The following is a 24,556-nucleotide window of genomic DNA, read 5'->3' as shown; positions in this document are numbered from 1 at the left end:
CATGAGCCGGAAGGCTCGCAATCAGAGCAGCTTCGCCAGATACTGCCCATAGCTCGATTTGCCCGTCAGCTTCGCCAGTTCGGCCAGCTGATCGCGAGTGATGAACCCTTTGCGGAAGGCGATTTCCTCCGGGCAGGAGATCTTCATGCCCTGGCGCCGTTCCAGGATCTCGATGAACTGGCCGGCTTCCATCAGGCTCTCATGCGTGCCGGTATCGAGCCAGGCGAAGCCGCGGCCCATGATCTGCACGTGAAGTTCACCGCGCGCCATGTAGGCGCGGTTGATATCGGTGATCTCGATCTCGCCGCGCGCCGATGGCTTGATGCCGGCGGCGATGTCGAGCACATCGTTGTCGTAGAAATAGAGGCCGGTCACAGCGAGATTGGATTTCGGTTCGGCCGGCTTTTCCTCGATCGAGATGCCCTTGCCCGCCGCGTCGAGCTCGACCACGCCATAACGCTGCGGGTCGGAGACGACATAACCGAAGACGGTCGCCCCCTTCGGCCGCGCGACCGCCTCCGCCATCAACTCGGGCAGGCCGTGGCCGTAGAAGATGTTGTCGCCAAGGACGAGCGCGACGCGGTCGGTCCCGACGAAATCGCGCCCGACGATGAAGGCGTCGGCAAGCCCGCGCGGCTCGGCCTGCACGGCGTAACTGAGCTTCAGGCCAAACTGGGTCCCGTCCCCTAGCAAGCGGGTAAACAGCGCCTGGTCATGCGGGGTGGTGATGATCAGGATCTCGCGGATGCCGGCAAGCATCAGCGTCGAGAGCGGATAGTAGATCATCGGCTTGTCGTAGACCGGCAGCAGTTGCTTCGAGACCACCGAGGTCACCGGGTGCAGCCGCGTGCCGGTGCCGCCGGCGAGAATGATGCCCTTCATGAAACCCTCTGCGCCATCAACGAGGCCACGACCTCGCGCATGCGTTCCTGCCACGGCTTTGCCCGATAGCCAAAGGTCGCGGCGAACCGGGTGGACTCAAGCACCGAATTGGCCGGGCGGCGCGCCGGTGTCGGGAATTCTGCAGTCGTGATCGCGTCCACGATGGGATTCCGCCCGGTGAAGCGGGCCTGCTCGGCAATGATGGCGCTGGCGAAGCCATGCCAGGTCGTCTCGCCCTGCCCGGCGAAATGGTAGGTGCCCCAGGGCTCGGCTCCGGCCATCAGCGCCGCGCGGACGGCGAGGATCGCTTCCGCGAGGTCGCATGTCGCGGTCGGAGAGCCGCGTTGGTCGGCGACGACGCGCAGGACATCGCGTTCGGTGGCAAGGCGCAGCATGGTCTTCAGGAAATTCGCGCCATGGACGCCGTAGACCCAGGCGGTCCGCAGAATGACATGGCGCGGCTGCAAGGCTCGGATGCAGACCTCTCCCTCGCTCTTGCTCGCGCCATAGGCACCGAGCGGCGCGATGGGGTCGCCCTCGACATAGGGCCCGGATTTGCTGCCGTCGAACACGTAGTCTGTCGAAACATGGAGGAGCGGAATGCCGGCATCGGCTGTCGCCTCGGCAAGTATGGCCGGCCCTTCCGCATTCACGGCGAAGGCGGCCAGCGTCTCGTTCTCGGCCCGGTCCACCGCCGTAAAGGCCGCAGCATTGACGACCAGGCCAGGACTATGGACCTTCAGGGCCGCTGCAACAGCTGTGCGATCCGTGATGTCGCCTTCAGCCCGCCCCAGCCCGACGAGCGGAAGGCCGCGCTGCTGCGCCAGCGCCTTCAACTCGCGGCCGAGTTGACCTCCGGCGCCGAAGAGCAGGATCGGCGCTTCGTTCACGAGAGGCCGAGCCTCTCACCGCGATAGAGGCCGTTCCGGATACGGCCCCACCAATCCGGATTGGCGAGATACCAGCGCACGGTCTTCTCCAGCCCGCTCTCGAAGCTCTCCCGCGGGCTCCAGCCGAGCTCGCGGGCGATCTTTGAAGCGTCGATTGCATAGCGACGGTCGTGGCCGGGTCGATCCGTGACAAACCGGATCAGCTTATCGCGCGGACCGATGGCGGCGTCGGGGGCGATGCTGTCGACCAGGCCGCAAATCGCCCGCACCACCTCGAGATTGGTGCGCTCGGCATTGCCACCGACATTATAGCTTTCGCCGGGACGTCCGGTTTCCGCGATCAGGCAAAGGGCGCGCGCATGATCCTCGACATGGAGCCAGTCGCGCACCTGACCGCCATCGCCGTAAACCGGCAGTTCCTTGCCTTCAAGCGCGTTCAGGATGACGAGCGGGATCAGCTTTTCCGGGAAGTGATGGGGCCCATAATTGTTCGAGCAGTTGGAGAGCACGACCGGCAGCCCATAGGTGTGATGCCAGGCACGCACGAGATGGTCGGAAGCGGCTTTTGACGCCGAATAGGGCGAGGTCGGCTGATAGGGCGTCGTCTCGCTGAACAGGCCTTCCGCACCCAGGGAGCCGAAGACCTCGTCGGTCGAGACATGGTGGAAGCGAAAGCCGGCCTTCGCGGCCTGCGACAGGGCGCGCCAATGGTCGAGCGCCGCCTGCAGCAATACTAAGGTTCCGACGACATTGGTCTGGATGAAGGCGCCCGGCCCATCAATCGAACGGTCGACATGGCTTTCCGCCGCAAGATGCATCACGATATCAGGCCGAAACGACGCAAAGGCCTCGCGCATCGCGGCAAGATCTCCGATATCGGCCTGCAGGAAGGTGTAGCGCGAACTAGTCTCGACCGGCTTCAGATTGTCGAGATTGCCGGCATAGGTCAGCTTGTCGACGACCAGCACCTGATGCGGCGTCTCTGCGATCAGATGCCGGACCACGGCCGAGCCGATGAAACCGGCGCCGCCGGTGATGAGAAACCGCGTCATTCAGGCGCCCTCATAGACGAAGGGGCTGGCAAAACCGGCAAAGCCGGGCAGCTTTGCGTCCTTCTCGGACAGTGTCGCGGCTCCGGCCACCACCGGCCAGTCGATGGCAAGCGCCGGATCAGACCAGAACAACCCGCCCTCGCTCCGCGGCGCATAGGGCGCGTCGACCTTGTAGGCGACCTCGGTGCCGGGTTCGAGCGTGCAGAAACCATGGGCAAAGCCGTGCGGCACGAAAAGCTGCTCGGCACCGTCCGCATTGAGCAGCACCCCGCACCAGCGCCCGTAATGCGGCGAGCCGCGCCGAAGATCGACGGCGACGTCGAAAATCGCGCCCTTGAGCACACGCACGAGCTTGGCCTGGGCAGCGGGCGCAGTCTGATAATGCAGACCTCGTACGGTGCCGACCTGCGCCGAAAGCGACTGGTTGTCCTGAACGAAATCCGGCGCGATCCCCGCTGCCGCGAAAGGCTCGCGGCTATAGGTTTCCATGAAGTAGCCGCGGTCATCGCCGAAACGTCGCGGCCGGACCAGCACGGGACCGGGAATGGCGAGAGGCGCGAAGGTAAAATTGGACATGGGGTCTCCTGCCTGGCCGCAGGTAGTCCTGCCGCCGGACCCCTGTCAACGACGCGCAGCCGCCACCCCGGTGGCATCATCAGGCGAAAATTCGCGCAGCTCGGGCAGCCGCGCATGGATCCGCCGCAACAGGGCGGTGAGCCCCGCAATCTCCTCCGCGGAGAAATCGGCCAGGATCAGGCTCTCGCGCTGCAGGGCTACGGCGATCAAACGGTCATGCAGCTCGTAGCCACTCTGCGTCAGCTGCAGAACCTGCCGGCGCGCATCGCGACTATCGGCATGTTCGCAGACATGACCGGCGGAAACCAGCGCCGCGACGGCGCGGCTGACCGCCCCCTTGTCGAGGCTGATGACCTCGCAGATGCGCTGCGCCACGATACAAGGCTCGATCGCGAGCTGCGAGATGATGCGCCATTCCGTGACGCCCACACCGAACAGGTCGAGATAGAGGCGGGACGAACTGCGCGACCAGGTATTCGAGATCGTCGTCAGGAAATAGGGCAGGTAACCCGCAAGGTTGAGCACCTCCCGGTCCCTGTCCCCACCCTCGGCCTTGCGGCGCCTCGTCGAAACCATGCTGCTCCCGCGATCGACTCCTGGAGGGCCCACCAAATCCGGGATAGCGGCGTTCGGCAAGCGGAGTCTGCCGCAGACTATTCCGGCAGCGGAACTGCGAGCCCGACCTTGACGCGGTCCATCGCGACGAAGGTACGGAACTTCCTGACATTGTTGTTGCCGAAGAAGAGCCGGCGCGTGAGCGCCTCATAAGCCGCCATGCTCGGCACCAGGATGACGAGCACGAAATCCGCCTCGCCAGTGACGTAGTAACATTGCTGCACCTCGGGTGCTGCGGTGAACTCCTGCTTGGCGGCGTCGATCAGGTCGGCACGCTCGCTTTCCAGCTCCACCTCGACGAAGATGGTGATCGCCTGTCCGAGCCGGGCAGGATCGACGAGCGCGACATTGGCCTGGATGACACCCGTCTCCTCCATGCGCTTGATCCGGCGCTGGACGGCGGGCGCGGACAGGTTGACCGCTTCGCCGATCACACGCTGTGGCGTCGTGTTGTCGCGCTGCAGGATGCGCAGGATCGCGAGGTCGAAACTGTCCAGCGTGACGGCTGGCGAAGGGGTTCGGGTCAAGAGCAACGCCCAACGAAACAAACTTGCATTTCAGGGGACCAAACACAGCGGTCTTTTCGCCATGATTGCAATATCCATTCGTTGTACCAGCGCGCAGGAGCGGCGATGTTTCTTCCCAACCACCACCCCGACCGTCGCAAACCGCTCGATCCGATCGATGCCGAGACCCTGAGCATCGCCGCGGCCGCCGAGGTCGAGCGCCATCTGAGCTATCGCGAGAACCACGTCGAGACACCGCTGCATGCCCTGCCAGCCATGGCGGCCGAGCTCGGGGTCCGTGCGATCCACGTCAAGGACGAAGGCCATCGCCTCGGCCTTGGCAGCTTCAAGGCACTTGGCGGCGCCTATGCCGTGTTCCGGCTGGTGCAGGAGGAGGCGAGCAGGAAGCTCGGGCGGCCAGTCGATATCGCCGAGCTGAACAGCCCCGAGGTCCGGGCCGTAGCGGCGGGGATGACGGTCGCCTGCGCCACTGACGGCAATCACGGCCGCTCGGTCGCACAGGGCGCCCAGCTCACCGGGGCGAGGGCCGCGATCTTCGTGCATGCCCGCGTCAGCGACGAACGTGTCGCGGCGATCGCCCGCTTCGGCGCGACGATGATCCGGGTCGAGGGCACCTATGACGACTCGGTCACGGAAGCCGCCCGTGTCGCGGAGAAAGAAGGCTGGACAGTCGTCTCCGATACCTCCTGGCCAGGCTATGAACGCATTCCCGGGCTGGTGATGCAGGGCTATACGGTGATCATCCGCGAAGCACTGCGTGAACTCGCCGAGCCGCCCACGCATGTCTTCGTGCAGGCAGGCGTCGGCGGCATTGCCGCTGCGGCTGCGGGCTATCTCGCCAATGCGCTCGGCGACAAGCGCCCCGTTTTCGTGGTGGTCGACCCTGCGCGCGCCGCCTGCATCTTCGAGACGGCGAAGGCCGGCCACCCGGTCAAGGTCGTCCATGGCGAGCCGACCGTGATGGCGATGCTCGAATGCTACGAGCCCTCGCCTATCGCCTGGCGTGTCCTGTCTCGCGTCGCCGACGGCTTCATGACCGTCGAGGACGAGGAGGCCATCGCGGTGATGAACCGGCTGGCGCGCCCCGCCGGCAAGGACCCCGCCATCGTCTCCGGCGAAAGCGGTGGTGTCGGCCTGGCCGGCGTCATCCGGGTTGCGGCTGATCCCACCGTCAGGAAGCAGCTTGGCCTCGACGCCACCTCCCGCGTTCTCGTCATCAATACCGAGGGCGCGACCGATCCGGAGCGCTATGCCGAACTGACCGGCCTGCCGGCACGCGCCGCCCAGTAATGCGACGATGAACGCGCGAATCGCCATCGAGGCAGGAAGAGCGCCGGGACGGGCAGAGCAGGCCGCGACCCGCATTGCCTTCTTCGTTGCCGGGCTCGGCATCGCGGCATGGGCGCCCCTGGTGCCCTACGCCAAGCTGCGCATGGCTCTCGACGATGGTGCGCTCGGATTGCTGCTGCTCTGCCTCGGCGCCGGCTCGATCCTGGCCATGCCGCTATCGGGCGCGCTGGCTTCGCGGTTCGGTTGCCGCCGCGTGCTGATTGGCGCGGTGCTGCTGGTCGCTTTCATGCTTCCGGCTCTCGCGACCGCCGCACACTTGCCGGTGCTCGGCCTGGCACTGTTCGTCTTCGGAGCCGGAATCGGTTCGCTGGATTGCGTGATCAACATCCAGGCCGTGATCGTCGAGCGAGCCAGCGGGCGCAGCATGATGTCCGGCTTTCACGGTCTCTTCAGTCTCGGTGGCATCGCCGGAGCGGCCGGGGCCAGCGGGCTCTTGATGCTGGGTGCGACGCCGCTCCTCGCCACGCTCGTCGTCGTCGCGATCCTCCTGGCTGCGATGGCCTGGGCAGCCTCGGGGCTCCTGCCCTATGCCAGCAAGGGCGAAGGCCCGGCCTTCGCCATTCCGCACGGCATCGTGCTCTTCATCGGCGTGCTCTGCTTCGTCGTCTTCCTGGCCGAGGGCGCCATGCTGGACTGGAGTGCCGTCTTCCTGACCGATCTGCGCCAGGTCGATGCCGCTTATGCGGGACTTGGCTATGCGGCTTTCGCCAGCACCATGACGCTCGGGCGGCTGACCGGCGACCGCTTCGTGCAGCGCCTCGGCCCCCAGCGCATCATCATATCGGGCGGCCTCTGCGCAGCGGCAGGTCTCCTGCTCGCAACGCTTGCACCATCCTGGCTGGCAGGCCTCGCCGGGTTTGCGCTTGTCGGCGCGGGGTGCTCGAATATCGTGCCGGTTCTCTACACGGCGATCGGCCGACAGAACGCGATGCCCGAGCATATCGCCGTGCCCGCGATCTCGACACTGGGCTATGCCGGTATCCTTGTCGGCCCCGCAGCAATCGGTGCCCTCGCGCATGTCGCAAGCCTGCCCATTGCCTTCCTGGTCGTCGCGGCGCTGCTCATCGGTGTCGCAGCCAGCGCTCCGCGGTTGCGCACATGAGCTTTGCATCCCTCACAGCGCCGCAAAGCACGTCCGTTGGAGGCAGAGCATGACTGCGCGCTCGACGAGTCCGGTTCATCATCCTGATTGGCAAGGCACGCAAAGGAGGACGGCATCAGAGCGGACGCGAACCATGGACCTGATCTACCAGACCCATTCGCCCTATGCGAGAAAGGTCCTGGTCTTTGCCCATGAGGCGGGAATCACCGGACAGCTGCGCGTCATCCACCAGGAGACGAGCCCGACCAACCGGAACGACGACGTCTTCGCGGTCAACCCGCTCGGCAAGGTCCCCGTTCTCGTCCTCCCGGAAGGCGAGGCGATCTTCGATTCAACGGTGATCTGCGACTATCTCGCCAGCCTCGACGGCGGCAGCCCGCTCATTCCGCAAGGCGGGCAGGCGAGATGGTCCGCGCTTCGCCTGCAGGCGCTCGCCCAGGGACTGTGCGACGCCGGCATTGCGCTGCGCTGGGAAACCGTACGCCGCCCCGAGCCCCTGCGTTATCCGCCCCTGGCGGAGGGAATGACGGCGAAACTCGTCGAATCCTATGACTATCTCGAACGCGAGACCGATTTCGACGCGCCGCTCCATGTCGGCCATATCGCGCTTGCGACCGCCCTTTCATGGCTGGAATTCCGCGAACTACCGCCCTTCGAGCCTGGCCGGCCACGGCTCGCCCGCTGGTATCGCTCCTTCTCGGAACGCCCCTCGATGCGCGCCACGCTCTATGACGGCGAGACGCATGACTGATCGCAAGGCCAGTTCGCCCGGCGGCCAACACCCGGCTTCACGATGGTGGAGAGAGAGATGACCACGCTCGACCAGAACATCCTTGAACGCGAGATGACGGGGTGGCGGCGTGACCTGCACGCCCATCCCGAATTCGGCTTCGAGGAGAAGCGAACCTCCGCCTTCGTCGCAGCCAAGCTCAGGGAGTTCGGCCTCGACGATGTGGCCGAGGGCATTGGCGGCACCGGTGTCGTCGGCACGCTGAAGCGCGGCAACGGCAACCGCGCCATCGCGCTTCGGGCGGATATGGACGCGCTGCGCATCAGCGAGCAGGCCGAGCATCCCCATCGCTCGCAAACCCCCGGCACCATGCATGCCTGCGGCCATGACGGGCATACCGCCATGCTGCTTGGCGCAGCAAAGCTGCTGGCGAGCGAGGGCGGCTTCGACGGCACCGTTCGCTTCCTCTTCCAGCCCGCCGAGGAATGGGGCAGAGGCGCGCTCGCCATGCTCTCCGACGGGCTGATGGAGCGCTTCCCCTTCGAGGAGATCTACGGGCTGCACAATGCGCCGGGATTGCAAGTCGGCCAGTTCCAGACACGCGCCGGCTCGATCATGTCGGCGGAGGACAATTTCGAGATCGTGCTCAAGGGCATCGGTGGCCATGCGGCGCGTCCGCATGTCGGCAATGAGGCTCTGATCGCCGCCTGCGCCCTCGTCACCAATTTCCAGACCATCGTGTCGCGGCGGCTCAGCCCGACCGATATCGGCGTCGTCTCGGTGACCGAACTCATCACCGACGGCACGCGCAACGCCCTGCCGGGCCTCGCCCGCATTCTTGGCGATGCCCGCAGCTTCCGGCCGGAGGTGAGCGCCGAGATCGAGAAGCAGATGCGCATCATCACGGAAGGGACGGCGCTCGCCTATAACGTCTCGGCCGAGGTGACCTATACGCGCGAATTCGTGCCGCTGGTGAATGACGAGGCGCTGGCGGGGGAAGCCCTGACCGCCGCGAGAAGCGTGTTCGGCACGGAGAATGTCGCCACCGCCCGCGAGCCGATGACCGGCTCGGAGGATTTCGCCCGTTTCCTCGATCATGTGCCGGGCTGCTTCGCCTTCGTCGGCAATGGCCCCTCGGCGCCCTTGCACAATCCTTGCTACGACTTCGACGACGCCGGCCTCATCCATGGCGCACGCTTCCATGCCGCAATCACGCGGCAGCGCCTGCGCCCCGCCTGACCACCGCCCGTAGCCCCTGCCGCTTGCCGATCCGGAGCTTTCCCATGGCCCATTCCCTCACACCCGGCGCTGCCGCCTCCCTCAGGGAGCCCGGCCCGAACCAGCCGGCCCTCGACGCCGACGCCGTCTGGGAGGCGCGCGCCGATCTCGCCGCCTGCTTCCGCATGGCGGCGCGCCAGGGGCTGGAGGAAGGCATCTGCAACCATTTCTCGGCGCTGGTGCCGGGCTATGACGACCTCTTCATCGTCAACCCCTATGGCTGGGCCTTCCGCGAGCTGACGGCCTCGAGGCTGCTGATCTGCGATTTCCACGGCAATGTCGTCGCTGGCGAAGGGCAGCCCGAGGCGACGGCCTTCTACATCCATGCCCGCATCCACAAGGCGATTCCGCGCGCCAGGGTCGCGTTCCATACCCATATGCCCTACGCGACAGCGCTTTCGATGACCGAGGGCGAGCCGCTGATCTTCGCCGGCCAGACCTCGCTGAAATTCTACGGCCGGACCGCCGTCGACCACGATTACAACGGGCTTGCGCTCGACGAGCGCGAGGGCGACCGCATTGCCGGCGCAATCGGCGACGCCGACATCGTCTTCATGAAACATCACGGCGTCATGGTGCTTGGTCCGACGATCGCCGAGGCCTGGGACGATCTCTACTATCTCGAGCGCGCCTGCGAGGTGCAGACGCTGGCGCTCTCGACCGGACGCAAGGTTCTGCCCGTTGCGCCTGCGATCGCCGAAGCCGCCTATCGCCAGATGCGCGAAGGCGACGCGGAATCGGCAAGGCTTCACCTCGCCTCGATCAGGCGCACCCTCGATCTCGAAGAGCCGGCCTATCGCAGCTGAGCGGCGAACGCGGGTTTCGTCCATCCATGCGTGCGGCTCCGTCCATCGCTCGCATGAAACAACTCGACAAGGGCCGACTGGCGGCGCTAGCTTCCCTAGAAGGAATGTAAGGTATCCGGTGAGGAGCGGTGCGTTGGTACCGCTCCTCGTCATAGTCGCGGGAGCTGTCTCCGTGATGTCCGATGGTGCCAAGGCTGAAACTGGGGCCGCATTCAGGCCTGCAACGCGACGGCAGGAGTTCCTTGCCTTCATCGTCCTGGCGATCCTGATCTGGCCGGTCATCGCGGTCGGCGTCGTCGGCGGCTATGGTTTCCTGGTCTGGATGCTGCAATTGGTCTTCGGACCGCCCGGCCCGCCACGGTGAGGGCCCGGCCATGGCAGAGAACGGGGTCGATCTCGGCAGACGCGGGTTCCTGAAGGGGCTTCTTCCCTCGGAACCGGCCGTCATTCGTCCGCCCTGGTCCCTCGAAGAAACCATCGCGAGCGCCTGCACGGTGTGCGGCGCCTGCATCAGCGCCTGCCCGCAAGCCATCATCAGGTTCGATGCCCGGCAGCGGCCCGAAATCGATTTCGGCTCGAGCGAATGTACATTCTGCGGAGCCTGTGCCGAGGCTTGCCCGGAGCCCGTTTTCGATCGCGCGCGGCCCGCTTTCCAGCACGTCGCCCTGATCGAAGACGCATGCTTTGCAGCTCGCGGCATCGTTTGCCAGAGCTGCGGCGATGCCTGCCCGGAAACGGCAATCCGCTTCCGTCCGCGTCTCGGTGGCCCGGCCCTGCCTGAACTCGCGGTCGATCAGTGCACCGGTTGCGGCGCCTGTATCGCGGCTTGCCCGGCTGCTGTCATAGGAACGCGGTCCCTGGCAGCGGAGGCGGCCCATGCCTGAAGCTCAAGCGGCCCGCACCATCCATATTTCCAGCGCGGTCATCACGGCCTTCCCGGAGCATTGCGACGCGATCGTGCGCCAGATCAATGCCCTGCCGGGCACCGAGGTTCATCGTGTCGAGAACGGCAAGATCGTCATTGTTCTCGAAGGGGAAAGCACCGGCGAGATCGGTGGCAGGCTTACCGGCATCGCGCTGATGGACGGCGTCCTCTCGGCGAACCTCGTATTCGAACAGATCGAAACCCTCGACGACATCGGAGTTGTGCCATGACCCTGTCCCGTCGCGAGATGCTGAAGGCGCAGGCGGCCGGTATCGCCGCTGCCGCCGCCAATATGAGCCTGCCTGCTGACGCCCAGCCTGTCGCCGGCGGCGTCGACACGCTGGAAATCACCTGGTCGAAGGCGCCATGCCGCTTCTGCGGCACCGGCTGCGGCGTCATGGTCGGCGTCAAGGAAGGCAAGGTGATCGCCACGCATGGCGACATGAAAGCCGAGGTCAATCGCGGCCTGAACTGCGTGAAGGGCTATTTCCTCTCGAAGATCATGTATGGCGGCGACCGGCTGACGCAGCCTCTGCTGCGCAAGAAGGGCGGCGTCTATGCCAAGGACGGCGAGTTCACGCCGGTCTCCTGGGACGAGGCTTTCGACGTCATGGCCGCCAAGGCCAAGCAGGTCCTGAAGGACAAGGGTCCGACCGCGCTCGGCATGTTCGGCTCCGGCCAGTGGACGATCTGGGAGGGCTATGCCGCGACCAAGCTGATGCGCGCCGGCTTCCGCTCGAACAATCTCGACCCGAATGCGCGCCACTGCATGGCGTCTGCCGCCTACGCCTTCATGCGCACCTTCGGCATGGACGAGCCGATGGGCTGCTACGACGATTTCGAAGCCACGGACGCCTTCGTACTCTGGGGCTCGAACATGGCGGAGATGCACCCGATCCTGTGGACCCGGGTCGCCGACCGCAGGCTCGGCCACCCCCATGTCAAGGTTGCGGTGCTCTCGACCTTTACCAACCGAAGCGCCGACCTCGCCGATATCCCGATTGTCTTCAAGCCCGGCACCGATCTGGCGATCCTCAATTACATCGCCAACCACATCATCACGACCGGCCGCGTGAACAAGGACTTCGTCCAGAAGCACACGAATTTCGTCAAGGGCGCGACTGATATTGGCTATGGCCTGCGGCCCGACGATCCGCGCGAGGTCAAGGCGAGGAAGGCGGAGGATGTCGGCTCGACCTCGCCGATCGACTTCGACGCCTATGCCACCTTCGTCAAGGACTACACCCTCGAGAAAGTCTCGGCGCTGACAGGGGTGGAGCCCGGCTTCCTGCAAGAGCTGGCCGAGCTCTATGCCGACCCCAAGCGCAAGGTCGTCTCGTTCTGGACGATGGGCTTCAACCAGCATGTCCGCGGCGTCTGGGCGAACCAGCTCGTCTACAACCTGCATCTGCTGACCGGAAAGATCTCGGAGCCCGGCAACAGCCCCTTCTCGCTGACCGGGCAGCCTTCCGCCTGCGGCACGGCGCGCGAGGTCGGCACCTTCGCCCATCGTCTGCCCGCCGACATGACTGTGGTGAATCCCGAGCACCGCAAGCACGCCGAGGAGATCTGGCGGATTCCGGCCGGCACAATTCCGGAAAAGCCCGGCTATCACGCGGTCGAGCAGGACCGCATGCTCAAGGACGGCAAGCTCAATTTCTACTGGATCCAGGTCAACAACAACCTGCAGGCAGCGCCGAACAGCGCCGGCGAGACCTATCCGGGCTATCGCAATCCCGAGAACTTCATCGTCGTCTCGGACGCCTACCCGACCGTGACGGCCATGGCCGCCGACCTGATCCTGCCCGCCGCCATGTGGGTCGAGAAGGAAGGTGCCTATGGCAATGCCGAGCGGCGCACTCATTTCTGGCACCAACTCGTCAAAGCGCCGGGCGAGGCCCGTTCCGACCTCTGGCAAATGGTCGAGTTCTCGAAGCGCTTCACCACCGACGAGGTCTGGCCAGCCGCGCTTCTCGATGCCAACCCCAACTATCGCGGCAAGACCCTGTTCGACGTGCTGTTCAGGAATGGGCATGTCGACAGCTTCGCGGCCAGCGAGATCGACCCCGCCTATGACAATCTGGAGGCGAAGCATTTCGGCTTCTACGTCCAGAAGGGGCTGTTCGAGGAATATGCCAGCTTCGGCCGCGGCCACGGCCATGACCTTGCGCCGTTCGACACCTATCATGAGGTTCGCGGGCTGCGCTGGCCGGTGGTCAACGGCAAGGAGACACTCTGGCGCTATCGCGAGGGGCTCGACCCCTATGTGAAGCCCGGCAAGGGCTTCGAGTTCTACGGCAACCCGGACGGCCGGGCCAAGATCATCGCAGTGCCCTACGAGCCTCCGGCGGAATCGCCGGACAACGAGTATGATCTCTGGCTGGTGACCGGGCGCGTGCTCGAGCACTGGCATTCCGGTTCGATGACGATGCGCGTCCCCGAACTTTTCAAGGCGTTCCCGGGGGCGCGCTGCTTCATGCATCCCGACGATGCCCGCAAGCGCGGGCTCAACCAAGGGGCAGAGATCCGGCTGATCTCCCGCCGCGGCGAGATGCAGACCCGGGTCGAGACGCGCGGGCGCAACCGCATGCCCCAGGGCGTCGTCTTCGTACCCTGGTTCGACGCAAGCCAGCTCATCAACAAGACCACTCTCGACGCGACGGATCCCATCTCCAAACAGACGGATTTCAAGAAATGCGCGGTCAAGATCGTAGCGGTCTGAGCCTGATGCGCTCCTGGACCGTCCTCGGAGCGGCCTTGGCAGCTCTCTTCGTCCTCTGCTTCGGCGCACTTTCGCAAGAGAGCGGCCGTATCAACATCGTGCCGCGGCTGACCGGCGCTGTGCCCCCGATGGGCATCGTCAATGTGCCACCACTCGACCGCCCGATCGTCGACGATGTCAGGCGCATGCGAAACTACCCCGAGCAACCGCCGATCATTCCGCATTCGATCGACGGCTATCAGCTGACGCTGAACACCAACCGCTGCATGGATTGCCATAAGCGCGAATTCACCGAGGGCTCCGGCGCCCCGATGATCAGCATCACCCATTTCCAGGACCGGGAGGGACAGGTGCTCTCGGACGTGACGCCGCGGCGCTATTTCTGCACCGCCTGTCATGTCCAGCAGACCGACGCCCGCACGCTGGTGCCGAATACGTTCCAGGACGCAAACACGATTGGCCGCAAGCGGTAACGGGGCGCCGACATGGGCAAACTGAAGGCTCTCTTCCTGCGCGCGTGGAACCTCGCGGTCTGGTTCTGGCGGGTCATCAGCCGGCCGAGCGCCTATCTGTCCCTGGGCTTCTTGACGCTCGGCGGCTTCATTTGCGGCGTCATGTTCTGGGGAGCATTCAATACGGCGCTCGAGGTCACCAACACCGAGAAGTTCTGCACCTCCTGTCACGAGATGCGTGACAACGTCTATCAGGAGCTGACCCAGACGGTTCATTTCTCGAACCGCTCGGGCGTGCGAGCCAGTTGCCCCGATTGCCATGTCCCCCATGAGTGGACCCACAAGATCGCCCGCAAGATGCAGGCTTCAAAGGAGGTCTGGGGCAAGATCTTCGGCACGATCTCGACACGCCAGAAATTCCTCGACCACCGGCTGGAGCTTGCCAAGCATGAATGGGCGCGGCTGAAGGCAAACGACTCTCTGGAATGCCGGAACTGCCATTCCACCGTCGCGATGGACTTCACCAAGCAGACGCGCCGGGCAGCCGAGATCCACAGCCGCTTCCTGATCCCGAAGGAGAAGACCTGCATCGATTGCCACAAGGGCATCGCCCATCTCCTGCCCGACATGACCGGGATCGAACCCGGTTGGAAGGAAGCCCCCGAGCTCCAGGGCAAGGGCAGCGCCTCCTGGCATGGCCCCGAACGGGAACTGCGCGCCTATCTCGCCAGCATCGAGGCGCGCTGAGCAGGTTCAGGGCCCGGGTTGAAGCGCTCCGCGCGCTGCAAGATGGATGCCCGCCAGCATGCAGCGCACCGAGCCACCGGCGAGTTCGATGGTCGGCACGTCGAGCGGCAGCAGGGTCGCAAACCCTTCAAGCGTCGCACGTTGCTCCGGGCGAAGAGCCTGCAAGGCACGTGAGGACAGCGCGACGACGCGACCGTTGCTGCCCTGCAGCTCGATTGCATTGCCGGCGAACGCGTTGACCTGCCCGTGGTCGAGATCGATGACGATGCGCCCCTGGGCCAGCCGCTCCGCAATCTCGTTGCGGCGCGCGGCATCGCGAATGGTCGCCAGTCCGATCAGGCAGAAATCCGTGCCGACGCACATCAGGACATTGGTGTGATAGATCGCCCGGCCCGCCGCATCGACCGCATCGAAGACCACCGGCTCGAAATTGAAATGCGTGCAGAAGCGCTCCAGCGCCACCTCGTTGGTGCGGTTCGAACGCGCGGCGTAGGCGACACGCTCGATATGATCCAGCACCATCGCGCCGGTGCCTTCGAGATAGACCCCGTCCTGCTCCAGCCCGGAATAGTCGATCACATCCTGGACGCGATAGCGATGCTTCAGCATCTCGATGACGTCGTGCCGCCGCTCCTTGCGCCGGCTCGGCGAGAACATCGGATAGAGCGCGACATGGCCGCCGGAATGGGTCGAGAACCAGTTGTTCGGGAAGACGGAATCGGGCGTCGCATTGCCCTCGTCCTCGAAGAGATGCACGGCGATGCCAGCTTCCTCCAGCCGCGCCGCAGCACGCGTCACTTCACGATGTGCTTCGGCGGCGATGGCGGCGGCGCTGCGCGCGGCATCGGTGCCCTGAAAGAGATTATCGGCGGCCGTCGCCGGGTTCGGGCTGAAGTGATGCGGACGGATCATCACGACGCTGCGCGGCGCCTGGACGGAAAGCTTTTGCATCATCGCGCCCCGAGAACGGCACGAGGAGCAGCAGTCGGCGCGCTCAGCAGGCCGAACAGGTTGCGCGGATCTTCCGGCTCGGTGAGGAGGTCGATCTCGTCATAATAGTCGGTGCCCTCGACCTGATCGCGCAGATAGCGCAGGGCCGAAAAATCCTCCGTGGCGAAGCCGACGGAATCGAAGATGGTGATCTGGTCCTCGGTGCGGCGCCCCTTGGTCTCGCCGACGATCACGCGCCAGAGCTCCGTGACCGGGAAATCCGGCTCCATCTGCTGGATCTCGCCTTCGATCCGGGTCTGCTCTGGAAATTCGACGAAGACATCGGCGCGCAGCAGGATGTCGCGCTGCAGCTCGGTCTTGCCCGGGCAATCGCCGCCGACGGCGTTGATATGCACGCCGGCACCGACCATGTTGTCGGAGAGGATCGTCGCCTTGAGCTTGTCGGCCGTGACGGTGGTGATGATATCGGCGCCAAGCACGGCCGCTTCGGCGCTGCTCGCCACCTCGATCTCAAGCCCGTGCGCCGCGAGATTGGCCTTGAATTTCGCGGTCGCAGCCGGATCGATATCATAGACCTGCAATCGCCGGATGCCGTTCAGCGCCTTGAAGGCCAGCGCCTGGAACTCCGACTGCGAGCCGAGGCCGATGATCGCCATCACCGCGGCATCCTCACGGGCGAGATAGCGCGCGGCGACGGCCGAGGTCGCGGCGGTCCGCAGCGCCGTGGTGATCGTCATTTCGGAGAGAAGGCGCGGATATCCGGTTTCGACATCGGAGAGGACGCCGAAGGCCGTCACCGTCTGCAGGCCGGTGCGCGTGTTTTTGGGATGTCCGTTGACATATTTGAAGCCGTAGAGCTCGCCATCGCTGGTCGGCATCAGCTCGATCACGCCGTCGGCAGAATGGCTGGCGACGCGCGGCGCCTTCTCGAACAGGGACCAGCGCCGAAAATCCTCCTCGATGTAGCCCGCAAGGCCAATCAGATAAGGCTCGATGCCGATGGCCGCGATCAGCCGAACCATGTTCTCTACGCCTACATACTGAACCATTGGTCGGCCCTCCTGCGATACTTTCTGGGATGGAGGGCATTCTAGCCAATGCAATTTGCACACTGAATTGCGAACAAGTTCAGATTTGTGCAATTAGCTGATCAAATCGCTCACTTCGAATAGACAGATTGCCATGCATATCTTCGACGAGCTCGATCACCGCCTGATCGCAGCGCTACGAGAGGACGGGCGCGCCCCGATCTCGAAGCTCGCGACCATTCTCGGCGTCTCGCGCGCAACGGTGCAGACCCGGCTCGACCGGCTGATCGAGTCGGGTGCTGTGCTTGGGTTCACCGTGCGCTCCCGGCAGGACTATGACGACAAGGCCATTCGGGCGATCATGATGATCGAGGTCACCGGCCGTTCGACGACCGCGGTGATCAGGCAGATGCGCGGCTTGCCGGAACTGCATTCGCTGCACACCACCAATGGAACCTGGGACCTGATCGCGGAGATCCGCGCCTCCAGCCTCAGCGATTTTGATCGCGTGCTGCGGGAAGTCCGCACCATCGACGGTATTCTCAACAGTGAAACCAGCATTCTGCTCAGCTCGGTATAGCCGACGGGAAGCGCTCTCTGCGCAGCAAGGGGGGCAGGTGTCTTCGCGCCAAACCGACACCCTTCCATCAAGGTCCTTCCCGCGCGACAGCTGCGCGGCCATTAGCGGCCGCGGCCCAGTACGACGCAGCGCGCGAGCCGGCAGAGAAGAACACGGCAGGTTGGGATTGCCGGGCTCTGCTGTTGCCAAGGCCTTCAGCCGTGGCGCGCGCCATCGCGCCGGGCCGGTCTGATGAAGCTGCGATAGCCTTCGTTGCCGAGCAGCAGGCTTCGCCCCAGGCCGGCGAGAAAATCGACATCGCCGGATTTCAGGCTGAGCGTGTTGTGCAGCTGGAGAATGCGTGCCTTTTCCACCTGCCCGCTGGCATCCGCGAGGGACAACCGCACCACGCTGACATCGAGCCTTCCGCACCCGGCCTGCGCGCCTGCGGCGCCGCAGCGCCAGCGAACCAGCCGGTCACGCCAATGCGCCGCCTCCCCTTCCAGCGCGTCAAGGCTCATCCGGCTGGCGCTATCGATCATCGCATCGGCAGCTGCAACGATCGCCGACGGCGCTGTGGGGCCCTCGACCGCGCTGGACATCTCGCCACCGACACGCGTGGAGGCGTCGGCCACGATGATGATCAGGCGCTCCAGATGCCGCGCGGCAGCGATGCCCAGAGGTTCCGGCGCAGGCTGCTTGAGCGACCTGATGAGATTTCGCACCGCAAGATTGTCGACGAGGCCGCCGTCAAGCAGCTTGAGATAGCGGAGATCCGGCGCACTGGCGTATCGCGCCTGGGACTCCGCAACATGCCTGTCGAACTGGGAGCTCCCGGCAGGAAGGCGGACCGCGGCCGGCGCATTTCGGGCAACGGGACAGTCCCCAGTGAAATTCTGCAGGACGACCGGAGCGAAAGCGACCGGCACCGCGGACGAGGCCGCGACCGCGTGCGCCAGGGGGAAGCTGTCATAGTCGCTGCAGATCGAGCGGAAGCTCGCCCGATCGAACGGGAACGGCGCCCGATTGTAGAGATCCGTCGCGTGCAGCAGCAGCCTTGGTCGTCCGCGTTGACCGAGATCGCCCATCGTTGCGCCGCCATAGAGGCTGGCATCCAGCCAGGCCGCAAGACCGGAGAGATCATTGACGCCGCCACGATAGGCGCGCAGCAGGTTCTCGGGCGTATAGGCCATGCGCAGCGACGCTTCTGCGTCCTGGTCGAGAAAGGCGCGGCGGAACTCCGGCAAGGCTCGCGGCCCGTGCAGGGCCAGATGGGCGGCAAGAATGGCCCCACCGGAGACACCGGCGACCACGCCAATATCGTCGGCGAGCCTGCGCGTCTCATCGCCCGGAGACGGCTGTTCGGCCAATGCCGACAGCACGCCATATCCGAAGGCCGCGGACCGCGCTCCTCCGCCCGAAAACGCGAGGATTACGCCAGTGCGTGCCGGAACTCCCGCGGACAGCCGCACTGCGGGAGCGGGGTCATGCATCAGCGGCGCGTTCGAGGGCAGGTTGGCGGGCGCGGCACACGCTGCAGTCCAGAGCGCAAGCATCGCCGTCATCAAGAGGGGGCGCCGCGCTCTGGCGACACGCCCGCAGCGAGCGGCAACAGTCAGGAAACAGGCTTTCAACGATGCCGGCCTTCTCAGCCGCGACACCGTCTCCGCACGATGCGTGACCATTCGCTGGCCAGCGACATCTCGCCCGCGTGGGTTATGTCAGCATTATGCCCTGACAGGAGGGTTCAACCGCCGGCGGCGGCAATGTAATCCGGAAGCGCGCGCCCGACGCCGCCGGGTCGAGGGCGGTAATCTGACCGGAATGGCGCCGAACGATCTCCTGGACGAGGTGCAGCCCCAACCCCGCTCCCCGCTCGCGCGGCGCCAGCCGGCAGAACGGCTCGAAAATGCGGTCGCGCTGATCGACCGGCACGCCAGGCCCCTCGTCGGCGACCTCGATCGTCCGCTCGCGCCCGACAGCGATCGTGATCGTGCCGCGGCGTCCGCCGTGCTGGATTGCGTTCTGCACGAGGTTGGCCAGCGCCCGTTCAAGCGCGGACTGGTCGCCCCATACTGCAACCTGGTCGGCCTCAGCCTCGAAGGCCACCTGATAGCCTGAGGCGATCGCCAGCGGAGCGAGATCGGCGGCGACACGCCGGCCGATCGTCACGATATCGATCCCGGCAAAATCCTTGGTGCTGTGATCGATCCGTTGAAGGTCGAGCAACTGCTCCGCCATGACGGCAAGCCGTGCCACGTCTTCGTAAAGCCGCGCCCGCTGAGCCGTGTCAGGCAGGATATCGAGCCGCGTCTGCAAGATCGCGATCGGCGTCCGCAGCTCATGCGCAGCGTCACCGAGAAAGCGCTTGTGCCGCGCGTGGCCTTCGTCGAGCCTCTGCAGGGCGCGGTTGACTGCAGCGACGACCGGGGTCAATTCGCTCGGGGTCGCATCGGTCGGCAGGCGTTCGCCGTGCCGTTCGATGTCGATCCGCTCGGCCTGCTCCGCCACTTTTCCAAGGCCGGCAAGCGCCCTGCGCACGACGATGGGCGTTGCAATAATCGTCGCCAGGCCCATGACCACAAGGGCTGGAAGAACGAAGCTCATGAAGACGATCAGGAGCCCCTGAACAAGCCAGCTCAGCGGCGCCTCTGCCCCCGGCCCGGTTGCAATCTGGATCTTCCCCGCGGCGCCATCGACCCAGCGGATCAGTGCATTCGTGCGCGGGGGATCGCCAAGATTCCAGCCGAGCCTCGCAACCCCGACATCGTCGAGCGCGTCGCCGATGCGTGCGAAATGGGGCGGCGGAGCTCCCTCGGTCAGCGTATGGCCAAGCCGGTCACGCACGATGAACCAGAGATCGGGAACATCCGACCGCAGCTTCGCCAGCGCAGGCGTCGTTTGCAGGACAAGCCTGCCGGCAGGATCGCGCGTGACCGCGCTCTTCAGCACATCGACCGTTACATCCTCGGATTCGAAATTGAACAGATGGCCGCCGAGGTAGAGCGCACCGATAACCAGGACGACGAGCAGCGAGAGTGTCGCGGCCTGCAGCGCGAGCAGGCGCCGGACGAGCCGCCATTTCAGCGAATGCGCGCGCGGCCAGATCATGCGGCGTGTTTGAGGAGATAACCAACGCCGCGAATTCCGTGGATCTCGAGACCAGCCCCCGCCTTCATCAGCTTCCGACGCAGGTTCGACACATGCATGTCGAGCGCATTCGACTGGATTTCGTCGTCGAAGCCGTAGACCGCCTCCTCCAGTGCGGCGCGCTGCACGGTGCGCCCGCGTCGGCGCAGAAGGGCCTCCAGCACCAGCAGCTCCCGACGCGGCAAATCGAGCGCAACACCGTCAATCGTCGCGCAGCGATCATGCCAATCATAATCGAGGCACCCTGCCCGGATTCGATCGGGAGCCATCACCGGCGCACGGCGGAGCACAGCTCGCAGCCGTGCCAGCAATTCGTCGATCGCAAACGGCTTGGCGAGATAGTCATCGGCTCCGGTATCCAGGCCCTTGACCCGGTCCCCCAGCTCGCCCCGCGCGGTCAGCACGATCACCGGCGCGATCTGCTTACAGGCACGAAGCCTCGGGATCAGCGTCAGGCCATCGCCGTCCGGCAATTGCCGGTCGAGCAGAATTGCGCAGTGCGCCGCAGTCGCGATCGCCTCCTCCCCTTCCGCCAGCGTGGTGACGTGGTCGACGACCATGTCGTGCTGGGCCAGGGCCGCGCGAAGCGCCGCCGCCATTTCCAGCTCGTCTTCCACCAGGAGAATGCGCATGGCTAGGACGGTCTCGCTTTGACCCAACCGCTCCTGACGCAGCAACATTGCCGCGAGATTGCGCGAATTCGAAGCCCTTCGAAGAGAGGGTGCTTGCCAGGTTCCGGCGAGGCGATCTGCTTAGTCCGGCCGCCTGGATCGTGGCGATACCTACGTCCTTCCGGGGTAGCAGGTCATGGCGTCACCCCTGCCCGGTGGGCGGCTGCTTCGCCGCATATCCAGGCCCGAAAGGCCGCGATGGCCGGCCTTTCGGCGGAGACCTCAGGGCAGACCAGATAATACTGATGCGGCCCTCTGACCTGATGCGGGAAGGGCCGGACGAGGCGACCCGCGTCAAGATAGTCCCCGATCAGGACATTGGTGGCCAGCGCTATTCCCTGGCCCGAGGCGGCCGCCTGCAAGGCTAGGAACATATGCGAGAAGCGAGGTCCTCGCGTCGCGTCGATGTCTGGCAACCCGACCGCGGCCAGCCAGCGCGGCCAGGTGACATAATCGAGTATTCCCTCCGGGTTCTCATGCAGCAGGGTGTGATGGCGCAAATCCGCGGGCTCGCGCAGGGGCCGTTCGGCATCACCGAGAAGAGTGGTGCTGCAAACGGGAAAGAAATTCTCCTCCATCAGCAGGTCCGAGCGCAGACCTGGGTAGATACCGCGGCCGGAGCGGATCGCCACGTCAACATCCTCGCCTTCAAAATCGGTCAGACTCGTCGAGATCGACACACGCACCTCGAGATCGGGGTGGCGTTCCTTCAACGAACCGAGGCGGGGGATCAGCCAGCTCAAGGCGAAGCTCGGCAAGGTGCTGACGGTCAGAATATTGGGCGCACCGGGCCGCAAAGCGCGCGCCGTAGCCTCGTTGAGTTGATCGAGCAGCAGCGAAACGGTAGCGGCGTAGCGTTCCCCGACAGCCGTCAGGGCGACGCCCTTGCTCGGCAGGCGCGTAAAGAGAGGGCGGCGCAGCCAGGCCTCGAGCGATCTCACCTGCTGGCCGACCGCACTGGCGGTGACGGCGAGTTCGTCCCCGGCCTTCTCGAAGTTGAGGTGCCGGGCCGCGGCCTCGAAAGCGCGCAAAGAGGTCAAGGGCGGAAGGTGGCGACGCGTCATGGATAAGCGAAGAAAACCTTGGGCTGAAGCCAAGAAGTTCGCATTTGCTTGGACCCCAGGCAAGGAGCAGATATGCTGGCGAAACATGGGACAAGGGAGGCCGTCATGTCGACCAGGCCAGCCATAGAAAACCTTCTGCCACTCCCTGCCGCGCCGTCGATTCACGGCCTGTCGCGCCTGCTGCTCCGCCTCGAAACCTGGCTTAACGCCAAAGCCAGCGCACGCGCGCTCTACCGCATGGATGACCGTGCCTTGTCAGATATCGCGCTCTCCCGCAGCGACGTGGAACGCGTCAACGCCACGGTCCGACTGCCGGATTGACGGCCTCGCCGCCAGAGTGCCGGGATTCTGGAGGACGCACCGGCGATCGGGTCTTTGCGCCGCTTGATCGTGCATTCGCGCAGTGTGAGGCCCGTATTGGGGTCGCACCGTCGGAACCGAGGAGCGCGCCCTTTTGATCCTCAATAGGTTTCGGCCAGGTATTCGGCGATCGCCTTGGCATCGGCCTCGTCGATCGGGGCGCGGTAGACCTTGATCATCTTCTGCACCTCGGCGTCCCAGAAGGCCTGTCCCTTCTTCGGCGGCTGGAAGTTGACGTAGTCGACCGAGTGGCACGACATGCAGTTGTTCTTTGCCGCCTCGAAGCCGGGACCGGGACCCGGCTTGAGCACCGCCGTCTCAGCGGGCAGTTGATAGGTTTTCGGCATTGCCAGCGCCACCCCGGCCAGCGCCACCCCGGCAAGGCAGAGTCCGAAAGCCGACGCCCCAATGAAGCGCAAGGTCATGACCACCTCCATCACGCGGCCATCACGCGCGTCGTCTCGACGACATTGCGCATATAGCCCGCCGGATTCCACAAGGGCTCGATCGGCTGCGATTGACCGATCCGGTTGGTCGCCCTGACCATCAGCACATGTTCACCCTTGGGCAGCCGGACCGTCGCCTTCCATTCGCGGAAAGAATATTTTCCGAGATTTTCGCCAAGCGCCGCCGCAAGCCAGGACTTCCCACCATCCGGCGAAATCGCGACATCGGTCACGCCATAGCCGCCATCGAAGGCGATGCCGCGCAGCATGACATCCGAATTGGCCTTCACCGTTGCCCCGTTCTGCACGCTGGTGATGAAGGAGCGGACGCTGAAGCGGTTGATCGGCACGGTCGCGGTCGGTGCCTTGCCGGGCTCGGTGCAGGCGCAGGCATTGGCGGGGATACCATAGGCCGACGTCATCCAGAACCCATCGAAGGCCTTGTCCAGCACGGCGATCTCGCGGAGATGTTTGACCCAATAGGTTCCGAAATAGCCCGGCACCACCAGGCGCACAGGGAAGCCATTGAGCCAGGGCAGATCCTCGCCGTTCATGGCGTAGGCCAGCATGACCTCGCCGTCGCGGGCATGGTCGATGTCGAGCGCCTTGATGAAATCCGGCGTATCCGGGATCACCGGCCCATCGAGGCCGTCGAAGGACACCTGCACCGCGCCGGCCTGAACACCAGCCTTGTCGAGCACGGCCTTGAGGGGTACGCCCCTCCAGCGTGCATTGCCCATCGCGCCGTTGGCGAGCTGGCCGCCGGCGACGCGCGGATCGAACAGGCCGCGACTATTGCCGGAGCACTGGTTCACGGCGATGACCTCGACAGGCTCGAACCCCGTCTTCAGATCCTGAAGCGACAGCGATAACGGCTTATCGACCCTGCCCGTGACCGCGATGCGGAAAGCGTCCGGATCGATCTCAGTCGGGATATCCGCCAGATGGTAACGTACGAAGAACGCATCGTTCGGCGTCAGGAGCCCGTCATTGAAGACGCCGAACGGGGTTTCGAGCTGGGGCGGGCGCGCCGTCAGCTCGATCAGCGGGCGTTTGCCGGGATAAGCGACGAGTGAACGCTCACCATTATCGAACGGCAGCTTGACCATATCCGCGGCGAAAGCAGCAAGACCTGCGCCCTCGCCCACTGCCACCCCCAGTCCCAACACGGCGCGCCCCGCCGCCTTGAGCATTTGCCGTCTGTTGAACATGGCGCTCCTCCGCAGGACATATTCCTGGCGAATAGAAAGGCACGCAGGTTCGGCTCGCCCTTCTCCGCGGCTGGAGTGCCGCGGCTCAGGCAGTGCAAACCCAGGGCCGCTCGGCAGCCCCGCTTCGTTGGTCCGCGATCAATCTAGTACAGGTCCGGGCCGACCGCCACGGCCGGGGCTGCGGAGACGGCCCCGGATTGGCGCGACCCACACGGGCCCCAGCCCCCGGGACCGCCGCGCGGACGAATCGACGTTTTCAACAAAATGCGAATCGGCTGTTGACACCCGAAACCTGATTCGCTTAAACACTGCTCATCGAGACGGCGCCGCCGCTGGCGGGGCCGCTCTACTGCGCTTCATGAGAGCTTCGGGCCTTGTAGCCGAGAGATCGGTTGGCCTGCTTGTCTTTGGTTGCTGCGCCGCTGTTTGAAAACTGAAGACAGAAAGAGAAACGTGGACGGC

The 24,556-nt window shown here is 65.0% G+C and carries 27 protein-coding genes; 13 read left to right on the top strand and 14 right to left on the bottom strand.

The features are described from left to right. Positions 1 to 21: 21 nt before the first annotated feature. The 6 genes from rfbA to AB4099_RS33610 form a co-directional block, all read right to left on the bottom strand. On the bottom strand, positions 22 to 882 hold the full coding sequence (rfbA, locus tag AB4099_RS33635) for a glucose-1-phosphate thymidylyltransferase RfbA (protein ID WP_113519151.1): 861 nt from the start codon (positions 880 to 882) through the stop codon (positions 22 to 24). After that, complete coding sequence (gene rfbD / locus AB4099_RS33630; RefSeq protein WP_441481282.1) at positions 879 to 1,772, bottom strand: dTDP-4-dehydrorhamnose reductase; 894 nt, start codon at positions 1,770 to 1,772, stop codon at positions 879 to 881. Before rfbD ends, rfbA begins: the two co-directional genes overlap by 4 nt. Beyond that, positions 1,769 to 2,824 carry a dTDP-glucose 4,6-dehydratase gene (rfbB, locus tag AB4099_RS33625; RefSeq protein ID WP_441481281.1) on the bottom strand — a complete coding sequence of 352 codons (1,056 nt, stop codon included), beginning with the start codon at positions 2,822 to 2,824 and terminating at the stop codon, positions 1,769 to 1,771. The genes rfbD and rfbB overlap by 4 nt, the downstream gene beginning before the upstream one ends. Then, positions 2,825 to 3,400: a dTDP-4-dehydrorhamnose 3,5-epimerase gene (rfbC, locus tag AB4099_RS33620; protein ID WP_441481280.1), complete on the bottom strand. Its 576-nt coding sequence runs from the start codon at positions 3,398 to 3,400 to the stop codon at positions 2,825 to 2,827. Positions 3,401 to 3,445: 45 nt separating this feature from the next. Beyond that, a complete protein-coding gene (locus tag AB4099_RS33615; RefSeq protein ID WP_441481279.1) occupies positions 3,446 to 3,976 on the bottom strand; it encodes a MarR family winged helix-turn-helix transcriptional regulator in 531 nt (176 codons plus the stop codon). 77 nt (positions 3,977 to 4,053) lie between these two features. Beyond that, entirely contained in the window at positions 4,054 to 4,542 is a 489-nt protein-coding gene (locus tag AB4099_RS33610; protein WP_113519175.1) for an Lrp/AsnC family transcriptional regulator, read from the bottom strand. 105 nt (positions 4,543 to 4,647) lie between these two features. Between AB4099_RS33610 and AB4099_RS33605 the strand changes: the two genes are divergently transcribed. The 11 genes from AB4099_RS33605 to AB4099_RS33555 all read left to right on the top strand — a co-directional run bounded on the left by AB4099_RS33605 (position 4,648) and on the right by AB4099_RS33555 (position 14,654). Beyond that, positions 4,648 to 5,832 carry a diaminopropionate ammonia-lyase gene (locus tag AB4099_RS33605; RefSeq protein WP_441481278.1) on the top strand — a complete coding sequence of 395 codons (1,185 nt, stop codon included), beginning with the start codon at positions 4,648 to 4,650 and terminating at the stop codon, positions 5,830 to 5,832. Positions 5,833 to 5,839: 7 nt separating this feature from the next. Beyond that, a complete protein-coding gene (locus AB4099_RS33600; RefSeq protein ID WP_441481277.1) occupies positions 5,840 to 6,994 on the top strand; it encodes an MFS transporter in 1,155 nt (384 codons plus the stop codon). A 133-nt stretch (positions 6,995 to 7,127) separates the two neighbouring features. Further along, on the top strand, positions 7,128 to 7,745 hold the full coding sequence (locus tag AB4099_RS33595; protein WP_113519158.1) for a glutathione S-transferase family protein: 618 nt from the start codon (positions 7,128 to 7,130) through the stop codon (positions 7,743 to 7,745). 57 nt (positions 7,746 to 7,802) lie between these two features. Further along, the gene (locus AB4099_RS33590) at positions 7,803 to 8,963 is read left to right on the top strand and encodes a M20 aminoacylase family protein (protein WP_441481276.1); all 1,161 of its coding nucleotides are present in this window, start codon (positions 7,803 to 7,805) and stop codon (positions 8,961 to 8,963) included. A gap of 44 nt (positions 8,964 to 9,007) precedes the next feature. Continuing rightward, the gene (locus tag AB4099_RS33585) at positions 9,008 to 9,808 is read left to right on the top strand and encodes an aldolase (protein WP_113519160.1); all 801 of its coding nucleotides are present in this window, start codon (positions 9,008 to 9,010) and stop codon (positions 9,806 to 9,808) included. 175 nt (positions 9,809 to 9,983) lie between these two features. Then, on the top strand, positions 9,984 to 10,172 hold the full coding sequence (napE, locus tag AB4099_RS33580; protein WP_113519161.1) for a periplasmic nitrate reductase, NapE protein: 189 nt from the start codon (positions 9,984 to 9,986) through the stop codon (positions 10,170 to 10,172). A gap of 10 nt (positions 10,173 to 10,182) precedes the next feature. Beyond that, entirely contained in the window at positions 10,183 to 10,692 is a 510-nt protein-coding gene (napF, locus tag AB4099_RS33575) for a ferredoxin-type protein NapF (RefSeq protein WP_441481275.1), read from the top strand. After that, complete coding sequence (locus tag AB4099_RS33570) at positions 10,685 to 10,963, top strand: chaperone NapD (protein WP_441481274.1); 279 nt, start codon at positions 10,685 to 10,687, stop codon at positions 10,961 to 10,963. Before napF ends, AB4099_RS33570 begins: the two co-directional genes overlap by 8 nt. Further along, a complete protein-coding gene (gene napA, locus AB4099_RS33565; RefSeq protein WP_441481273.1) occupies positions 10,960 to 13,455 on the top strand; it encodes a periplasmic nitrate reductase subunit alpha in 2,496 nt (831 codons plus the stop codon). Before AB4099_RS33570 ends, napA begins: the two co-directional genes overlap by 4 nt. Further along, the gene (locus AB4099_RS33560) at positions 13,428 to 13,928 is read left to right on the top strand and encodes a nitrate reductase cytochrome c-type subunit (protein ID WP_441481272.1); all 501 of its coding nucleotides are present in this window, start codon (positions 13,428 to 13,430) and stop codon (positions 13,926 to 13,928) included. Before napA ends, AB4099_RS33560 begins: the two co-directional genes overlap by 28 nt. 12 nt (positions 13,929 to 13,940) lie before the next feature. Next, positions 13,941 to 14,654, top strand: coding sequence for a cytochrome c3 family protein (locus AB4099_RS33555; RefSeq protein ID WP_441481271.1), 714 nt, complete (start codon positions 13,941 to 13,943; stop codon positions 14,652 to 14,654). A 6-nt stretch (positions 14,655 to 14,660) separates the two neighbouring features. Here AB4099_RS33555 and ctlX read toward each other — a convergent pair whose 3' ends face one another. Together ctlX and AB4099_RS33545 are read right to left on the bottom strand one after the other, a co-directional pair. Beyond that, positions 14,661 to 15,605: a citrulline utilization hydrolase CtlX gene (gene ctlX / locus AB4099_RS33550; protein WP_441481270.1), complete on the bottom strand. Its 945-nt coding sequence runs from the start codon at positions 15,603 to 15,605 to the stop codon at positions 14,661 to 14,663. Further along, positions 15,605 to 16,654, bottom strand: a complete 1,050-nt coding sequence (locus tag AB4099_RS33545; protein ID WP_113519166.1) for an ornithine cyclodeaminase — start codon at positions 16,652 to 16,654, stop codon at positions 15,605 to 15,607. Before AB4099_RS33545 ends, ctlX begins: the two co-directional genes overlap by 1 nt. A gap of 133 nt (positions 16,655 to 16,787) precedes the next feature. Between AB4099_RS33545 and AB4099_RS33540 the strand changes: the two genes are divergently transcribed. Then, the gene (locus tag AB4099_RS33540) at positions 16,788 to 17,213 is read left to right on the top strand and encodes an Lrp/AsnC family transcriptional regulator (protein ID WP_043242225.1); all 426 of its coding nucleotides are present in this window, start codon (positions 16,788 to 16,790) and stop codon (positions 17,211 to 17,213) included. A 194-nt stretch (positions 17,214 to 17,407) separates the two neighbouring features. Here the strand turns inward: AB4099_RS33540 and AB4099_RS33535 are convergent, their stop codons facing one another. The 4 genes from AB4099_RS33535 to AB4099_RS33520 all read right to left on the bottom strand — a co-directional run bounded on the left by AB4099_RS33535 (position 17,408) and on the right by AB4099_RS33520 (position 22,077). Next, entirely contained in the window at positions 17,408 to 18,757 is a 1,350-nt protein-coding gene (locus tag AB4099_RS33535) for a patatin-like phospholipase family protein (RefSeq protein WP_441481269.1), read from the bottom strand. 151 nt (positions 18,758 to 18,908) lie between these two features. Further along, positions 18,909 to 20,303: a sensor histidine kinase gene (locus AB4099_RS33530; protein ID WP_441481268.1), complete on the bottom strand. Its 1,395-nt coding sequence runs from the start codon at positions 20,301 to 20,303 to the stop codon at positions 18,909 to 18,911. Continuing rightward, entirely contained in the window at positions 20,300 to 20,974 is a 675-nt protein-coding gene (locus tag AB4099_RS33525) for a response regulator (RefSeq protein ID WP_441481289.1), read from the bottom strand. The genes AB4099_RS33530 and AB4099_RS33525 overlap by 4 nt, the downstream gene beginning before the upstream one ends. 173 nt (positions 20,975 to 21,147) lie before the next feature. Further along, positions 21,148 to 22,077, bottom strand: coding sequence for a transcriptional regulator GcvA (locus AB4099_RS33520; RefSeq protein ID WP_441481267.1), 930 nt, complete (start codon positions 22,075 to 22,077; stop codon positions 21,148 to 21,150). 105 nt (positions 22,078 to 22,182) lie between these two features. Here AB4099_RS33520 and AB4099_RS33515 point away from each other — a divergent pair, with 105 nt between their 5' ends. After that, positions 22,183 to 22,398 carry a DUF1127 domain-containing protein gene (locus AB4099_RS33515; RefSeq protein WP_069877934.1) on the top strand — a complete coding sequence of 72 codons (216 nt, stop codon included), beginning with the start codon at positions 22,183 to 22,185 and terminating at the stop codon, positions 22,396 to 22,398. Between the two features lie 140 nt (positions 22,399 to 22,538). Here the strand turns inward: AB4099_RS33515 and sorB are convergent, their stop codons facing one another. Further along, on the bottom strand, positions 22,539 to 22,862 hold the full coding sequence (gene sorB / locus AB4099_RS33510; protein WP_441481266.1) for a SorB family sulfite dehydrogenase c-type cytochrome subunit: 324 nt from the start codon (positions 22,860 to 22,862) through the stop codon (positions 22,539 to 22,541). Between the two features lie 11 nt (positions 22,863 to 22,873). After that, positions 22,874 to 24,094, bottom strand: coding sequence for a SorA family sulfite dehydrogenase catalytic subunit (gene sorA, locus AB4099_RS33505; protein WP_441481265.1), 1,221 nt, complete (start codon positions 24,092 to 24,094; stop codon positions 22,874 to 22,876). Positions 24,095 to 24,556: the final 462 nt, after the last annotated feature.

The sequence above is a fragment of the Allobosea sp. 2KB_26 genome (genome assembly GCF_052115715.1).
Taxonomy (GTDB): Bacteria; Pseudomonadota; Alphaproteobacteria; order Rhizobiales; family Beijerinckiaceae; genus Allobosea.
Note: the sequence above shows the minus strand (reverse complement) of the source record. Positions and strands in the feature narration are given on the sequence as shown.

Bases quoted from the DNA above. Each gene is read 5' to 3' on its own strand.
- rfbA (WP_113519151.1), bottom strand. From the start codon at position 882: ATGAAGGGCATCATTCTCGCCGGCGGCACCGGCACGCGGCTGCACCCG.
- rfbB (WP_441481281.1), bottom strand. From the start codon at position 2,824: ATGACGCGGTTTCTCATCACCGGCGGCGCCGGTTTCATCGGCTCGGCC.
- rfbC (WP_441481280.1), bottom strand. From the start codon at position 3,400: ATGTCCAATTTTACCTTCGCGCCTCTCGCCATTCCCGGTCCCGTGCTG.
- AB4099_RS33615 (WP_441481279.1), bottom strand. From the start codon at position 3,976: ATGGTTTCGACGAGGCGCCGCAAGGCCGAGGGTGGGGACAGGGACCGG.
- AB4099_RS33605 (WP_441481278.1), top strand. From the start codon at position 4,648: ATGTTTCTTCCCAACCACCACCCCGACCGTCGCAAACCGCTCGATCCG.
- AB4099_RS33600 (WP_441481277.1), top strand. From the start codon at position 5,840: ATGAACGCGCGAATCGCCATCGAGGCAGGAAGAGCGCCGGGACGGGCA.
- AB4099_RS33595 (WP_113519158.1), top strand. From the start codon at position 7,128: ATGGACCTGATCTACCAGACCCATTCGCCCTATGCGAGAAAGGTCCTG.
- AB4099_RS33590 (WP_441481276.1), top strand. From the start codon at position 7,803: ATGACCACGCTCGACCAGAACATCCTTGAACGCGAGATGACGGGGTGG.
- AB4099_RS33585 (WP_113519160.1), top strand. From the start codon at position 9,008: ATGGCCCATTCCCTCACACCCGGCGCTGCCGCCTCCCTCAGGGAGCCC.
- napE (WP_113519161.1), top strand. From the start codon at position 9,984: ATGTCCGATGGTGCCAAGGCTGAAACTGGGGCCGCATTCAGGCCTGCA.
- napF (WP_441481275.1), top strand. From the start codon at position 10,183: ATGGCAGAGAACGGGGTCGATCTCGGCAGACGCGGGTTCCTGAAGGGG.
- AB4099_RS33570 (WP_441481274.1), top strand. From the start codon at position 10,685: ATGCCTGAAGCTCAAGCGGCCCGCACCATCCATATTTCCAGCGCGGTC.
- napA (WP_441481273.1), top strand. From the start codon at position 10,960: ATGACCCTGTCCCGTCGCGAGATGCTGAAGGCGCAGGCGGCCGGTATC.
- AB4099_RS33560 (WP_441481272.1), top strand. From the start codon at position 13,428: ATGCGCGGTCAAGATCGTAGCGGTCTGAGCCTGATGCGCTCCTGGACC.
- AB4099_RS33555 (WP_441481271.1), top strand. From the start codon at position 13,941: ATGGGCAAACTGAAGGCTCTCTTCCTGCGCGCGTGGAACCTCGCGGTC.
- ctlX (WP_441481270.1), bottom strand. From the start codon at position 15,605: ATGCAAAAGCTTTCCGTCCAGGCGCCGCGCAGCGTCGTGATGATCCGT.
- AB4099_RS33545 (WP_113519166.1), bottom strand. From the start codon at position 16,654: ATGGTTCAGTATGTAGGCGTAGAGAACATGGTTCGGCTGATCGCGGCC.
- AB4099_RS33540 (WP_043242225.1), top strand. From the start codon at position 16,788: ATGCATATCTTCGACGAGCTCGATCACCGCCTGATCGCAGCGCTACGA.
- AB4099_RS33535 (WP_441481269.1), bottom strand. From the start codon at position 18,757: ATGACGGCGATGCTTGCGCTCTGGACTGCAGCGTGTGCCGCGCCCGCC.
- AB4099_RS33530 (WP_441481268.1), bottom strand. From the start codon at position 20,303: ATGATCTGGCCGCGCGCGCATTCGCTGAAATGGCGGCTCGTCCGGCGC.
- AB4099_RS33525 (WP_441481289.1), bottom strand. From the start codon at position 20,974: ATGCGCATTCTCCTGGTGGAAGACGAGCTGGAAATGGCGGCGGCGCTT.
- AB4099_RS33520 (WP_441481267.1), bottom strand. From the start codon at position 22,077: ATGACGCGTCGCCACCTTCCGCCCTTGACCTCTTTGCGCGCTTTCGAG.
- AB4099_RS33515 (WP_069877934.1), top strand. From the start codon at position 22,183: ATGTCGACCAGGCCAGCCATAGAAAACCTTCTGCCACTCCCTGCCGCG.
- sorB (WP_441481266.1), bottom strand. From the start codon at position 22,862: ATGACCTTGCGCTTCATTGGGGCGTCGGCTTTCGGACTCTGCCTTGCC.
- sorA (WP_441481265.1), bottom strand. From the start codon at position 24,094: ATGTTCAACAGACGGCAAATGCTCAAGGCGGCGGGGCGCGCCGTGTTG.